The following is a 13,959-nucleotide window of genomic DNA, read 5'->3' as shown; positions in this document are numbered from 1 at the left end:
GGCTTGGTATCTGAAATCGGATACTGGGCCTTTTTGCATGACTTGTGATCATTAAAATAATTTTTTCGTCCAGGTAGCCTTGATCGTTTTATAATGATAAGAAGTTTGACAATTTTTGATATCCCGATTAAGGAGCGATTTAAACAATGAGAAAACTGCCGATCGAACAAGGTCAGCCCAAAAGCGATAATGAAGATCTCAGCAACTATCGTCATCATATGGCAATTCACTGGCATGACTTCTACAGCAGCGACAATGTAACCCCTGCAAAAAAAGCCAATCTGGTTGAGCGCTCGACGATTGTTGGGCGTATTGGCATAATGATGCTGGCTTGTGGAACGGGAGCCTGGCGAGTACGCGACTCGATGAACGTGGTCTCCCAAAAGCTCAATATGACCTGTTCGGCTGACATTGGTCTGGTTTCAATCGAATATACCTGTATGGACGCCAATAACAGCTATACCCAGGCGTTATCGCTGCCTAATACTGGAGTCAATACGACTAAGCTGAATGCGCTGGAAAGCTTTGTCAAGGAGTTTGACCAACGGGGCGATCACTGGACCGTTGGCGAGATTCACAAACGCTTGGACGTTATACACCGGATGAAAGGCAACTATTCGCCGCTGCAGGTTGGTCTGGCAGCGGCTTTAGCCTGCAGTGCCTTTGTATTTTTACTGGGCGGCGGACCAATTGAAATGATCTGTTCCTTTTTTGGGGCTGGCATTGGCAATTTCGTCCGGCGCAAGATGATTGACCGTAAGCTGACGCTGTTTGCCTGTCTTGCGACTTCGGTAGCCGTGGCCTGTGTTATCTATGTGATGGCCCTAAAGCTTTTAAACATGGGAATTTCGCTTAATCCGCGCCATGAAGCCGGCTATATTGGGGCTATGCTGTTTGTGATTCCTGGTTTTCCATTCATTACCAGCGGCCTGGATCTTTCTAAGCTTGACATGCGTTCTGGTTTGGAAAGACTAGCCTATGCCGTGATGATCATTATCGTAGCTACCTTAGTTGGTTGGCTGGTTGCCATGCTGGTTCATCTCAAGCCGGAAAACTTTGAACCCTTGGCACTTTCGCCACTGATGCTCTTTTTACTGCGGCTGCCAGCCAGTTTTTGCGGGGTCTTCGGCTTTTCGATCATGTTCAATTCCACGCCTAAAATGGCGGCCACAGCAGGTGCAATCGGGGCAATTGCCAATACGCTGCGGCTTGAACTGGTTGACTATAACGTAATGCCAGCAGGGGCGGCCGCGTTCTTAGGAGCGTTGACGGCGGGAATCCTGGCCTCGTTCGTTCGTGATCGGCTTGGCTATCCGCGAATCTCTTTAACGGTACCGGCAATCGTGATCATGGTGCCTGGACTTTACCTTTATCGGGCTATGTATAATATGGGGCTCACGTCGATCAGCGTTGGTGCCTTATGGATTACCAAAGCGCTTTTGATCATCGTTTTCTTGCCGCTGGGGCTGATTGCGGCACGGATTTTGGGTGATCCTAAGTGGCGTCATACTAGTTAGTAATACCAAAGATTTCTGTTATTATAATTGATAACCGAAATCTTTTTATTTATGAAGGTGAAAGCATGATTATTGAGTATCCGCCATCGCTGCTGCAGCAGGCTGAGGATTCATTAAAAGGTCATCATTTAACCGGTTTTGTAGCTGGGCAGGGTCCTAAACATCCTAAGATTATGCTGATTGGCGAAGCGCCGGGGAGAGAGGAAGCCAAAACCGGTATACCGTTCGTTGGTGCCTCTGGTAAAGAGCTGATGAAGCTGATCGAAGAATATCTTCACATGACCAGAGAAGACGTTTATATTACCAGCGTAGTCAGAAGACGGCCTTATTCAATCAAAAAAGTTAAGGATAAGAAAACCGGTGCAATCATTGAAAAAACGCCCAATCGAACCCCGACCAAGGCTGAAGTCTATGCCTATGCGCGTCTGTTTGACTGGGAGCTGGACCAGGTGAGACCAAAGATTTTAATGCCGCTGGGAAATACCAGCCTGCAGCGCTTATTAGGACCAAATGCGAAAATTGGCAGTCTGCATGGTCAGATCCTGCATTGCCTGATTCAAAGAGCGGCCAGTGATCATCAAGGCTATGTCATGAGCAGCCGGAGCTATACGGTGATTCCAATGTATCATCCAGCAGCTTTTTTGTACGCACGCAAGCTGGAGCCGATCGTTCGTCATGATTGGGAAACGGTTGCCCAAAAGCTAAATCAATTGGAAAACGACAAAATTTAAAGAAATCAAATAAAAGTTAGCGGCTGATTCGTGATAGGATTAAAGGCAAAGACAATAAGAAAGTGAATTTCAGTCTATGGATAGAAAAAATTTTGATCATCATATTTTAGCCGCGATGGCCGATAATCTGGGCAACAGTCTGCGCGAAATGGCACGTTGCGGACATTCGCGATCTAAAAGGGCTACCTTAACCGAGATGAGTATTCAGCTGTCGGGATTCAAGCAGACTTTAGCTGATCCTCAAAAACGGCAGGAGTTGGTTGAAAGCTGCCGGCAAGCCAATCGAGAGCCTTTAAAGATGCCAGCCAACGTTCAGTTCAGCGTACCCGTGAAACTGGTGACAACGCCTTATCCATTGATTTGGCTCAATCAGAATGCTCAAGCACGCAATCTGATCGTTTATCTTGCTGGGGGCGCGTTTATTCAGCGGCCGTTAAAGGGACACTGGCAGTTTTTGAACCGATTGGCAAAAGCAGCTGATGCCGAAATCGTGGTCCCGGATTATCCTTTGGCACCCGATCATGACTTTAAGGATGCCTATCAAGAGCTGCTTGATCTTTATAAATGGCTGTATGATCAGCGACCAGTCAGCAGCATTATCTTAATGAGCGACTCATCAGGAGCAGGGCTGGCGACTGGTTTTTGTGAAAATCTGGCACAGCAGGGATTGCCGCAACCGGGTCGTCTGGTGCTGATTTCACCATGGCTGGATCTGCAGCTGGGAAACCCATTGATCAAAAAATACGCAGCCAAGGATCGCCTGCTTGATCAAGAAGGATTGCGGGCGTTAGGAAAGCTGTGGGCTGGGCAGACCGATCCCCGCGATGCTCGTCTCAGCCCTCTGAATGGCCCTGTGGATCAGCTGCGCAACGTTACGATCTATATCGGCACGCATGAGATCATGTATCCCGACGCCATTCACTTTACACGGCGGTTAAAGGCAGCTGGCGTCAACACCAATACCGTGATTGGGCGTGGGATGTTTCATTCCTATCCATTGTATCCAATTCCAGAATCAGAGCACGTGATTATGGAATTGGCTCGTGTTTTTGATCAACAATAGAATTATTTGGACTATCATAACTATGAGGTGATAAAAATGACAAAGACGGCAGCAGTAGTTTTTGCAGATGGCTGTGAAGAAATTGAAGGCTTAACGGTAGTCGACGTTTTGCGCCGCATGGGGGTAAAATGCGATATCGTAGGCGTCTTAGGATCGGAAATTCATGGAGCTCATCAGATCGATTTTAAGGCTGACAAGCTAATCAGTGATCAGCTGCTGGATTATGATATTGTGGTCTTTCCTGGCGGGTATGGCAATGCGCAGACCTTACGCGATAATGACCAGTTGATGGCAATCATGCAGAAGCGTCAGTCGCTTGGTAAATGGTGTGCGGCAATGTGTGCAGCGCCGATTGCACTGGCACGCTATGGATTGCTGGATGGTCATGACTATACCTGCTATCCAGGAATTGAAAAAGAAACGCGGCAGCTGGCGCCAAACGGTCATTTTAAAGAAGATGTTACGGTTACCGATCAAGCAGGGCACCTGGTTACCAGTCGTGGTCCGGCAACGGCATGGGCCTATGCATTTGCAATTGCTGAGGCACTGGGACTTGATACCAAGACAATTAAGCAGGATACGCTGTACGACTATCTTAAAGAAAACATCTAAAAAAAGATCCGGAGATTGATTCTCCGGATCTTTTTTGCTTGCTTACCAGCCCATTTCAGCAGCCTTTGCCGGCAGAGTAAGCTTACCAGCTGCCAGCTCGCTAAAGGCTTGATCAATCATGGCAAAGGCCTGATCAAGCTGGGCCTCGGTAATTACCAAAGGCGGCTGGAAACGTAGAATATTGCCGCGCAGACTGATGATGATCGCACCCAGTTCAAAGATTCGATACATCAATTTAACCGTGGCATTGGTGTCGCCTTGACCAGTTGCCGGATCAATGATATCGATCCCGCCGTCAAGACCATACATCCGTACATCGCCAATGAAGTCGAACTTTTCTTTTTCGGCCTCAAAGAATGCCTTGGCTTTTTGCCCCAGCTTGGCTGAGCGTTCCAACAAATGCTCTTCTTCAAAAACATCCAGCGTTGCGTTGGCAGCCGCCGTCGTAACCGGGTTGCCGGCTGTCGTAAACAGATGCGCTGGCGCACCCAGCGATTCCATGATTTCTTTGCGCCCAACCACGGCACTTAAAGGCAGGCCGGATGCCAGCGACTTGCCGACTGACATCAGATCAGGCTCAATCCCGTCAAAGTTTTGAATCGACCACCATTTGCCGGTGCGGCCCATGCCTTGGTTGATTTCATCAACTGCGAACAAGATGCCATGAGCCTTGGCAAAGTCATAGACCTTCTTCATAAAGGCAGGCGGTGTCTTGCAGATCCCACCGTCGCCTTGAATGGCTTCCATCAAGATAACCGCGGTTTCTTCAGCCGGCAGGTAGGTTTCAAATGGCCGCATGAACTCACGGAAGAAACGGTCAACGAAGTGTTCTTCGCTTTCGTCGGGTTCGCGTTCCCAAGGAGAAGGGAAGGGAACCTTGACAACGCCTGGCAGCAGCGGCGCCATCTTGCGGCTCATGTTCATGCTGATGCTGGAAAGCGACATTGAGCCATAGGTAGATCCATGATAGGCACCGGTAAAGGCCACCAGATACTGACGGCCAGTATAGGCACGCGCAAACTTGATGATGGCATCGTTGGCATCGGAGCCGGACAGTCCCCATGAAACCTCAACCGGACCGCTCATCGGTGCCAGTTTGGCCAGACGCGGCGCCAGGCGGGCTTCTTGAGTATTAGCGAAGTAGGCTGGCGTATACTGGATCAGCTTGGCCGCTTGATCCTGAATGGCCTTGACGACTTTAGGGTGGGCATGACCGGTATTGGTTGAACTGGCACTGGCTAAAAGATCAATATAGTCATTGCCGTCAGCATCGGTGATCACCGCGCCCTTGCCATGATCGATAACGATATCGTAATAGTTGATCCGGCCAGAAGAAGCAAACGCTTTGGCTTCTTCTTCCAGCAGATGCTTGTTGTTACTGTCCGTCATTTGACAGCCGCCCCCTTTTAAAGCTTACAACTAGTCCTTTTTCGTCTTGTTCAAGTAAGAGTGACGCATTCCATAAGTGAAGTAGATTACCAGACCAAGCAGGAACCATACGCCGGCATAGATCTTGGCATCGATGTCAAGTCCCCAGAACACGAACAGAGAAGCCAAGAAGGCCAAGAATGGCATTACAGGGTAGAATGGCATCTTAAAGGCTGGCGTTGGAATGTCCTTGCCTTCACGAGGGCGCAGTGCATAGATCCCTAATGAAACAAACATAAAGGCGATCAGCGTCCCCGCAGAGATCAACTGTGATAAGAATGCAAATGGGAACATGGCACCAATCAGGATGGCAATGATTGCCAAGGTCCAAAGAGCATGGTTGGGACGGTTCTTTTCGTCCAGCGTCCCTAAGAACTTAGGCAGCATGCCATCACGGCCGAATGAGTAGATCAAACGAGAACCAGCCATGGTCATCCCAATCAAAGCAGTGAACATCCCGACAACGGCAACAATCTGAACAACAGATGCAACGACTGGGTGACCAATCGAACGCAGGGCCAGCCCAACTGGTTCAGCTGAGTTAGCGTACTTTTGGTAAGGCAGAACCCCAACCAGAACCAAAGCTACGGCAACGAACAAAACCACGGCAATTGCCAGTGAGCCCAAGATCCCGCGTGGCATCGTCTTGCCTGGGTTGATGGCTTCGGCAGAGTTGGCAGCAATGGAGTCAAATCCGATGTAAGAAAGGAAGATCATCGAAACCCCAGCGTAGATACCTTGCCAGCCACCAAAAGCACCATTGGCAGTCATTCGGTACTTAGGAATAAACGGAACGAAATTACTGTGCTTGACTGCAGTTGCACCAACGACGATGAACAGCAGAATTGCCAGCACTTTCAGCGTAACCAGTACGTTTTCAACACGGGCGGCATCCTTAACCCCTTGAGAAACCAAGATGGCAACCAATGCAATTACGATCAAAGAGATCAGGTCAACGACCCCGCCGCTGGTACCAAAAGCATTGGAAAGAGAAGCTGGCAGCTTGATACCAATGTTGGCAAGCAGTGGCCGCAGGTTGGCAGAAAGACCAGAGCCGACAAAGGCCAAGGCAATAAAGTATTCAGCCAGCAGTGCCCAACCGGCAATCCAGCCGAAGAATTCGCCAAATACAACGGTGATCCATGAATAGGCCGAACCAGCAAATGGCATGGCAGCCGACATTTCAGCATAGGCAAAGGCAACCAGACCAGCAACGACGGCTGCAATCACAAACGAGATGGCAACGGCTGGACCGGTATGCATGGCAGCAACCTCACCAGGTAAAGTAAAGATCGAAGTGGACACAATCGTCCCAACCCCTAAGGCCAAAAAGTCCCGTACGCGTAGTGAGCGAATAAGGTGACTGTCCTTATCTTGGTAGACACTGGGGTCTTCTTTTCGAGTCATAGTTTTCCAAAATCCCATAAATTTTCCTCCTGAACTAAGTGAGACAATCCTAATTCTGCAAAAAGTTCCAATATGATTGCAACGCATCCAGACTTGGCGGGAAAAACCAAGTGATAAATAATTATATTTAAATTAGAATTCTCTAATGTTTTAAATTATAACTATAATTTAAACAGCTTGCAAGAACTTTTTGTGCATTCTAACAATCTGCCCAAAACGTGTAAGCGTAAACTTATCAGGTGTGACGCGCTAAATTAAGTTTAGCAATGTTTGGTTAAAAATTAATTTTTTTAATTCTTATCAAAGAACTGCCGCCAATTACTGATTAAAGATTGGTCAACCAACAAAAAAAGCCGCCTCATCTTAAGAGACGACTCGCTAATTAATGTTTGAGAATATCTTCAATTAATTGCGGTTTCAGCCGCCGACTGTGATCAGGGTTTGAACGCTGATTGACGACACTGACCAGGGCCAGCATCGAACCGACCAGCGAGCTCTTTTTACGGTAGACGGTGTAGCGTGACAGCCAGATATCGGCATATTTTTCCTTATAGTTGCGCAGTCCTTGGAAGCCATAGAGCCGATAGCCATACTCGTAAATAAAGTGCGCGGCCTTTTCTTCGATGAAACTAAACTGTGATTCGCCCACGTTGCTCAATGGGGCCATTCCCAGATCAAAATATTCATAGCCGGCTTTTTGGCCATACAGGAATAGATTGACAAAAATCATATCCATAATGCCTGATGGCGCCAGATCGCGATCGTGACGCATCAAATCGATCGTCAGAATCTGTTTGCCCCCAGTAGGCATCAGCGTTGCAAAGGCCACGATCTGCCGGTCTTGATTTTTAACGATGGCAATTGGGGCCTGCTGCAGGTAATATTCATCAAAAAAACCCAATGAAAAGCCCTTTTCAACCTGCTTACCCAGCCAGCTGTCGGAAACGTGCTTCAGTTCTTTTAACAGATCTTGGTTAAATGGCGGTTCTGCCACATCGAACGTATAGCCTTCACGCTCAAACTTGTGCATCAAGGCGCGCTGTGAACGCTGACGCTTACCGGCAAGCGTGAAGTCAGCCAGTTTAACCAGACCGTCCTCACCGGTTTTAAGAAAGTCAAAGCCAAATTCGTGCAGCAGCATGGTTGTCGACTGTCCCACCTCATAAAATACCAGCTGATAGCCGTAGCGGTCGGCTTCAACGATGAACTGTCTCAGAGCATCGTGCAGCACGCTTTGGTCGCCGACTGGTTCGCCCATAATGATCAGCTTGTCATATTTGCGCCGGTACATGAAGAAGAGCCGGTCTTCTTTTTCGACTTGATAATAGTAGAGATTCTTATCGCGCAAAAAAGCCAGGTGACTGGTCTCGTTGCCGCCAAAGCGCTCAATCAGCTGGCGGCAGCGTTGGGCATCGAATGAATGATAGCCGTTAAATGGATCGTAGCCGCTGGTGAAGTAGCGCAGAATGGCCAGCATGACTAAAATTCCTAAGATCAAGCCAATAAAGCCGGAGAACCAGAGACTTTCACCAGGGAAGAACATGAACTGAGGAATCTTATGATGGTGATAGTAGTTTGGTTCATTTACAATCCCAATAATAATGTAAAGAATAAAAATACCGACAAAGACGATCCCATCGCTAAATGCCTTCCCCAGCGAATAAGCCATTTTTTCTCGATACAGGGCATGCCGCATGGTCAAAACGAGCAGCAGTAGGATCAGCAGATAGATGGTCAGTCCCCAGGTTCCTAGATTCCATAATGTGTTGACCATGCCGATCAGCAGCAGAAGCAAAGACGGCCAGTATGCCTTTTTGAGCTTGGCCTGCACGCCGCGCGCACATGCCAGCATCGCAATGGCAAATAAAACGGTGCTTAATTGATGCAAAAAGAAGAAAGTGAAAGGATAGAAACGCTGCAGAAAGCGGCTGTTTTCAGTCAGATCGGGCAAGGAGGCATCGATCAGCATGAGGATACCGGAAAAGTACATAAAGACCGTAATCAAGACATGCGCGCTTTGATGCCAGATTAAGTTGGGCAGGCCCTTGAAAAAGCGATTGATCTTCTGGCAGAAATGGTATACAAACAATAACGCCCCAAAAGCCAATGGGACCAAATAGTAAAAGACGCGGAAGAAAACCAGCCAGACCAGAGCCGTTGAACGGTCAACTCCGATCATACTTAATTCCATCAGCATGATGATATCGAAAGAGCCAATTGCTCCAGGCAGCATGGAAATAACGCCTAGGAGCTGGGCGACGACATACATCGGCAGGACCAACAGCAGATTGATCTTAACGCCCAACAGCCAACCGATCATCAAGAAAAAGAGTGCCACCAGCAGCCACTCGCCAGTTGAGCTGGCCACGATGAACAACTCAAGCTTGGGTGTTAGATCCTTAAAAAAGCTGGAATTTTTTAGACGCGTGAAAATGAAGACGATGGGGAAATAAAGGCCACCGCCGACCAGCCAGACGATGTAGCGATCGAAATGATGACCGTTTGGCACTAAAAGCAGTACTGCCAGCGCCAGCCAGCAAAGAATCGAAAGCCCGGACAGCAAAAAGATGGCAATTTTTGAGATGGCAAACAGGACCTGTTTTTTACTGGAATGCTTACCATAAAAATAAGCTCTTAAGGTTGCGCCCAATAGTCCGCCAAAACCGGCAACGTTAGTCAGGGTATTGGTGATCCAGCCGCTTCTGATAATATAGTGCTTTGAAAAACGGCCAGACAAAAAATGAGTAATGGCAAAGTCATATCCGAGCATAGGCACGATTGAGATGCAGCCGCCGATCAGCATCATTAAAACGTGAATGGGTGACTGACTGGCAAGGCCAATACCGACACGGTGCCAGTCAACGTCTTTTAAAAAGCTGCCCAGCGCTGTGATTACGAAAATAATCACTGAAGCAATGAACAGCAGCTTCAGCAGTTTGGCATAATGCTGCCACCAATTTTTAATGCGTGTAGCTAGGGATGAGTTCATGTTTCAGAATCCTCACTTTTTATTATGTCAGTCTGACAAACAAAAATGGTCTGCCAGTTTGCAATTCAATATCAATAATAGTAGATTGCATCTGACGTGGCAAAAAATTTTTCAATTTAAAACGGCTTAATTTTGGTCGCTGCTATTGACGCTGAGCAAATCTTTTCGTATACTATCAATTGTTGTGAAATTGGTCCGTTGGTCTAGTTTTGGTTAGGACGCATCCCTGTCACGGATGAGATCACGAGTTCGAGCCTCGTACGGACCGCTATAGTTTTTGAAAGTTGGGATTTCGGTCTCAACTTTTTTTGTATGCTCGTTTGGAGGGAAAAATGGAAAATACTTGGATCTATCGTGGTCAAGAACCGATCAAGATTAAAAAATATCTACAGACTTTAGGCATGGGACATCGGATGTTTAACGATATCAAAAACGGTGCCGGTGAATTTCAGGTTGATCATCGAACGGTGCGACCAACGACTAAGATTTTGCCCAATCAGCCGCTGACGATCAAAGTCGTGCCAGAGTTTCCCAATCCAGACGTTCAGCCAAGTCACGGTGCCCTGGAGATAGTGTTTGAAGATGCCAATTGGCTGGTTGTCAATAAGCCGGCTGGCCTGGCTTCGATTCCAGGACCGACGACTGGTGACGACACGCTGCTTAACCGCGTGACCGGATACTTGATGGATCAGGATTCGCCGGATCAGCGGCCGCATCTGATTACGCGTCTGGATCGCTTTACCAGTGGCCTGCTGCTGGCAGCCAAGCATCAGGTAGCCGTCAGCATGATCAGTCAACAGGTTCAGCAGCATCGAATGGTTAAGGAATACCAAGCGATTGTTGAAGGCGTCTTGAAAAATGGCCATGGCTTGATTGAAGAACCAATCGCGCGCGTAGCAGGACAGGCGCGACGTGAGGTCAGTGCTGATGGTCAGCCTGCCAGAACCGAATACTGGGTTGAAGAGCGCGGTGATGACTGGACATTGGTCAGAGTACGACTGCATACGGGACGGACGCATCAGATTCGGGTACATTTCAGCTACCTTGGTCATCCGCTGCTGGGCGATCATCTGTATGGTGGTCAGACCGCACAGTTTGATCATCAGCTGCTCTGCGCCTCGCATATTGCGTTTGACGATCCATTTACGCTGCAGCACCGTGACTTTACGATTGAATTGCCCGCGACGTTTGCTCAGGCCATGGCTCGATAATTTTATTCATACAGAGCTGGTTAAAAGTTCTATAATAAGGCTAATTAAGTTTTAGGAGGAATTTTTCATGGCTAAAGTTGAAAGTTTCACACTGGATCATACAAAGGTGAAGGCACCATACGTTCGCTTGATTACGGTTGAAGAAGGACCTAAAGGCGACAAGATCAGCAATTACGATCTGCGCTTGGTTCAGCCAAACGAAAATGCCATTCCAACGGCTGGCCTGCACACGATTGAACACCTGCTGGCCGGCTTGCTGCGGGACCGCTTGACGGGCGTGATCGACTGTTCGCCATTTGGTTGCCGGACTGGCTTTCATTTGATTACCTGGGGCGAGCACAGCACGACTGAAGTTGCCAAAGCCTTGAAGTCCTCACTAGAAGAAATTGCCTACCAGACCAAGTGGGAAGACGTCCAGGGAACTACGGAAAAAAGCTGTGGGAACTATCGCGATCACTCACTGTTTTCAGCCAAGGAATGGTGCAAGAAGATTTTGGCACAAGGTATCAGTGACCAGCCGTTTGAGCGCCACATCGTTGATTAGTCGGCAGTTTTGAATACAGAAAAAAACGACACCATTACATCGAATATGATGTGACGCTGTCGTTTTTTTATTGATTAGGCGATGACTTTATTTGGCAGCCATCATTTTTTTGATCATCTGTGCTTGATATTCCTGTTGTGCCTGTTGGGTGAGCTTTTGCAGCTGAGCTTCCGTCAGATCGGGATTTTGCTGCTTGGCTGCCTGAACTTTAGCCGTAACGTAGGCGGCCGCTTGTGTTTTTAACTGAGCCTGAGCTGCGGGGGATTTCAGTGCCTGCGCCTGCTTTTTTAGCGCCTGGGCCTGTTTGACTGAAATCTTAACAAACGTTTTTGGATATCTAAACGTATTGGTCCGCGAAACCAGATTCCCATCCATTTTGGAACCGGCAAACAGTACTTTATAAAAGTCGTTTTTAAAGCGCCAACGAGTCTCTTTGACGGTTAAGGTTGCCTGATCTGAATCAGTCCAAACTAGGCGATTGGTCGTAAATTCATTGGCCTGCGTATGCTGCGGCTTTTTTTGCCGTGGCTTGGTCTGGTAGATGTATACGTTGTCTTTGCCGGAAGTGCCAACTGGCTGGTAGAGCGCCAACTGCATCTGTGAGCTGGTTGAATAGATCTTTTGCGTCTTGGTCGTCGTGACCTGTTTCATTCCCCAATGCTCATGGAAGTTGGCCGTAATCATTAAAGTCGATCCCACAAAGATCAAGCCGAAGATCACTCCCAAAAGCCAACGGGTACGATTATTGGGTGAGAACATAATGGCAGCAAAGAAGGCAATGGCGCCAAGAAACATGATAATGGTAATCATTATGCATTGCCCCCTTTCTTAGCATTGGAGTCGTACTTGGCGTGAATCTTGTTGCCATTTCCCAGTCGTGAAGTTGCCAAAAGACCGATTACGGCAAAAGCAATCGCAATCCAAAAGGCGGCATGATAGCCGTTGAGCGTAGCATCGATCATCTGCGACTTGTACTGCAATGGCGAGGCTTTAAGCAGTGAATGCGCCGGTTTCTGCGAATTCGTCACGTTGGTCAAGACTGAGATCAGGATTGCTGAACCCATTGAAGAGGCTACTTGACGAATCGTGTTGTTAACGGCAGTCCCATGTGAGATCATGCTGAATGGCAAAGCGTTCATACCGGAAGTAGTGACTGGCATCATGACCATTGAGATCCCAAACATGCGTACGGCATAAAGGAAAACAACGTCGAGAATTGGCGTTTCGCGGGTCAAGAATGCGAAGGGCAGCGTGCCGATCGTCAAGATAAACATCCCCGTCATTGCCAAGCGACGGGCACCATAGCGGTCGAAAAGATTTCCCGTAACTGGACTCATTACCCCCATCATGATGGCCCCAAACAGCAGCGTTAACCCAGAATGGAAAGCCGACATGCCATGAACGATCTGCAGATAAAGCGGCAGAACCAATTCAACGCCGACCATGGCAATCATTACAACGGAGCTGAGCAGCGTGGCCAGGGCAAATTCCGGCGTTTTGAAGACCTTGAAGTTCAAGAATGGATGATCCAAACGATTCTGGCGCCATATCAAAATGGCAATCAGAATGACGCCGATCAAAATGGTGCCCCAGACGATGGCATCAGTCCAGCCTTTGTCGCCGACTGATGAGAAGCCATACAAGACACTGCCGAAACCAACCGTGGAGATAAGCAGCGAAAGCCAGTCCAAAGTAGGATCGGTAGTTTTGATAACGTTTTGCATCAAGAAAAAGCTGGCAAAAATCACGATAGCAACGATTGGAATGATCATGCCAAAGAGTACCCGCCATGAATAGTTGTCAACCACCCAGCCGGAAAGCGAAGGACCCAGAGCTGGCGCCAACGCGATTACCAGGCCGTTGATTCCCATGGCAGCGCCACGTTTTTCAGGCGGGAAGATCGTCAGCATGATGTTTTGCATCAGCGGCATCGTGATTCCGACCCCAGTTGCCTGAATCAGACGGCCGCATAGCAAAGTACCGAAATTAGGTGCTGCAAAAGCTGTAATGGTGCCCAGCTCAAAGATCGTCATTGCTGAGATATAGAGCCATTTTGAATTGAACTTATTGCTTAGATATGCCGAAACGGGAATCATGATCCCATTAACCATCATAAAACCGGTTGTCAGCCATTGAACGGTTGCGGTACTGATGTCAAAGGCCTTCATTAAGGTTGGAAAAGCCGTGGCCAGAATCGTCTGGTTTAAAACCGTACAAAAGCTCCCGATCAGCATTACCATTACCAACAGATTACGATGGTATGGCTTGCCGTTGATGTCGACTGCGGTATTTGCAGACACGTAAAGCCCTCCTTTGAAGTTACTGATTTTTTAAAAGCGATAATAAATATATGATAATTAAATATCTTTGTCAAATTTCTTGCTAAAGATATTCAGAAATATTATATTGATTAGTGTTTTTAGGTTACAATGTAAAATGGTTATAATTGATAAAAAA

The 13,959-nt window shown here is 47.8% G+C and carries 11 protein-coding genes and 1 tRNA gene; 7 read left to right on the top strand and 5 right to left on the bottom strand.

Going from position 1 to position 13,959, the window contains the following annotated elements:
* Positions 1-146 precede the first annotated feature (146 nt).
* The 4 genes from ABC765_RS09920 (at position 147) to ABC765_RS09905 (ending at position 3,923) form a co-directional block, all read left to right on the top strand.
* The gene (locus ABC765_RS09920) at positions 147-1,517 is read left to right on the top strand and encodes a threonine/serine exporter family protein (protein ID WP_347964042.1); all 1,371 of its coding nucleotides are present in this window, start codon (positions 147-149) and stop codon (positions 1,515-1,517) included.
* 65 nt (positions 1,518-1,582) lie between these two features.
* A complete protein-coding gene (locus ABC765_RS09915; RefSeq protein WP_347980354.1) occupies positions 1,583-2,248 on the top strand; it encodes a uracil-DNA glycosylase in 666 nt (221 codons plus the stop codon).
* Between the two features lie 76 nt (positions 2,249-2,324).
* Entirely contained in the window at positions 2,325-3,311 is a 987-nt protein-coding gene (locus ABC765_RS09910) for an alpha/beta hydrolase (RefSeq protein ID WP_347980353.1), read from the top strand.
* 36 nt (positions 3,312-3,347) lie between these two features.
* Positions 3,348-3,923: a DJ-1 family glyoxalase III gene (locus ABC765_RS09905; RefSeq protein ID WP_347964039.1), complete on the top strand. Its 576-nt coding sequence runs from the start codon at positions 3,348-3,350 to the stop codon at positions 3,921-3,923.
* A gap of 42 nt (positions 3,924-3,965) precedes the next feature.
* On the opposite strand, the gene ABC765_RS09900 is transcribed toward ABC765_RS09905, so the two are convergent.
* From ABC765_RS09900 to mprF, 3 genes are all read right to left on the bottom strand, one after another.
* A complete protein-coding gene (locus ABC765_RS09900; protein WP_347953778.1) occupies positions 3,966-5,312 on the bottom strand; it encodes an aspartate aminotransferase family protein in 1,347 nt (448 codons plus the stop codon).
* A 30-nt stretch (positions 5,313-5,342) separates the two neighbouring features.
* Entirely contained in the window at positions 5,343-6,776 is a 1,434-nt protein-coding gene (locus tag ABC765_RS09895) for an amino acid permease (RefSeq protein WP_347953777.1), read from the bottom strand.
* Between the two features lie 364 nt (positions 6,777-7,140).
* Positions 7,141-9,747, bottom strand: coding sequence for a bifunctional lysylphosphatidylglycerol flippase/synthetase MprF (gene mprF / locus ABC765_RS09890; RefSeq protein ID WP_347980352.1), 2,607 nt, complete (start codon positions 9,745-9,747; stop codon positions 7,141-7,143).
* A gap of 192 nt (positions 9,748-9,939) precedes the next feature.
* Here mprF and ABC765_RS09885 point away from each other — a divergent pair.
* The 3 genes from ABC765_RS09885 to ABC765_RS09875 all read left to right on the top strand — a co-directional run bounded on the left by ABC765_RS09885 (position 9,940) and on the right by ABC765_RS09875 (position 11,502).
* A tRNA-Asp gene (locus ABC765_RS09885) sits at positions 9,940-10,015 on the top strand.
* 64 nt (positions 10,016-10,079) lie between these two features.
* Positions 10,080-10,958, top strand: coding sequence for an RluA family pseudouridine synthase (locus ABC765_RS09880; protein ID WP_347980351.1), 879 nt, complete (start codon positions 10,080-10,082; stop codon positions 10,956-10,958).
* A gap of 67 nt (positions 10,959-11,025) precedes the next feature.
* On the top strand, positions 11,026-11,502 hold the full coding sequence (locus ABC765_RS09875) for an S-ribosylhomocysteine lyase (RefSeq protein WP_048345780.1): 477 nt from the start codon (positions 11,026-11,028) through the stop codon (positions 11,500-11,502).
* 87 nt (positions 11,503-11,589) lie between these two features.
* Here the strand turns inward: ABC765_RS09875 and ABC765_RS09870 are convergent, their stop codons facing one another.
* Positions 11,590-12,312, bottom strand: coding sequence for a DUF4811 domain-containing protein (locus ABC765_RS09870; protein ID WP_347980350.1), 723 nt, complete (start codon positions 12,310-12,312; stop codon positions 11,590-11,592).
* On the bottom strand, positions 12,312-13,742 hold the full coding sequence (locus ABC765_RS09865) for an MDR family MFS transporter (protein ID WP_347980948.1): 1,431 nt from the start codon (positions 13,740-13,742) through the stop codon (positions 12,312-12,314). The genes ABC765_RS09870 and ABC765_RS09865 overlap by 1 nt, the downstream gene beginning before the upstream one ends.
* Between the last annotated feature and the right edge of the window lie 217 nt (positions 13,743-13,959).

It is taken from the genome of Limosilactobacillus sp. WILCCON 0051 (assembly GCF_039955095.1).
GTDB lineage: Bacteria > Bacillota > Bacilli > Lactobacillales > Lactobacillaceae > Limosilactobacillus > Limosilactobacillus allomucosae.
This window is presented reverse-complemented; position numbering and strand designations above follow the sequence as displayed.

Bases quoted from the DNA above. Each gene is read 5' to 3' on its own strand.
- ABC765_RS09920 (WP_347964042.1), top strand. From the start codon at position 147: ATGAGAAAACTGCCGATCGAACAAGGTCAGCCCAAAAGCGATAATGAA.
- ABC765_RS09915 (WP_347980354.1), top strand. From the start codon at position 1,583: ATGATTATTGAGTATCCGCCATCGCTGCTGCAGCAGGCTGAGGATTCA.
- ABC765_RS09910 (WP_347980353.1), top strand. From the start codon at position 2,325: ATGGATAGAAAAAATTTTGATCATCATATTTTAGCCGCGATGGCCGAT.
- ABC765_RS09905 (WP_347964039.1), top strand. From the start codon at position 3,348: ATGACAAAGACGGCAGCAGTAGTTTTTGCAGATGGCTGTGAAGAAATT.
- ABC765_RS09900 (WP_347953778.1), bottom strand. From the start codon at position 5,312: ATGACGGACAGTAACAACAAGCATCTGCTGGAAGAAGAAGCCAAAGCG.
- ABC765_RS09895 (WP_347953777.1), bottom strand. From the start codon at position 6,776: ATGGGATTTTGGAAAACTATGACTCGAAAAGAAGACCCCAGTGTCTAC.
- mprF (WP_347980352.1), bottom strand. From the start codon at position 9,747: ATGAACTCATCCCTAGCTACACGCATTAAAAATTGGTGGCAGCATTAT.
- ABC765_RS09880 (WP_347980351.1), top strand. From the start codon at position 10,080: ATGGAAAATACTTGGATCTATCGTGGTCAAGAACCGATCAAGATTAAA.
- ABC765_RS09875 (WP_048345780.1), top strand. From the start codon at position 11,026: ATGGCTAAAGTTGAAAGTTTCACACTGGATCATACAAAGGTGAAGGCA.
- ABC765_RS09870 (WP_347980350.1), bottom strand. From the start codon at position 12,312: ATGATTACCATTATCATGTTTCTTGGCGCCATTGCCTTCTTTGCTGCC.
- ABC765_RS09865 (WP_347980948.1), bottom strand. From the start codon at position 13,742: ATGGTAATGCTGATCGGGAGCTTTTGTACGGTTTTAAACCAGACGATT.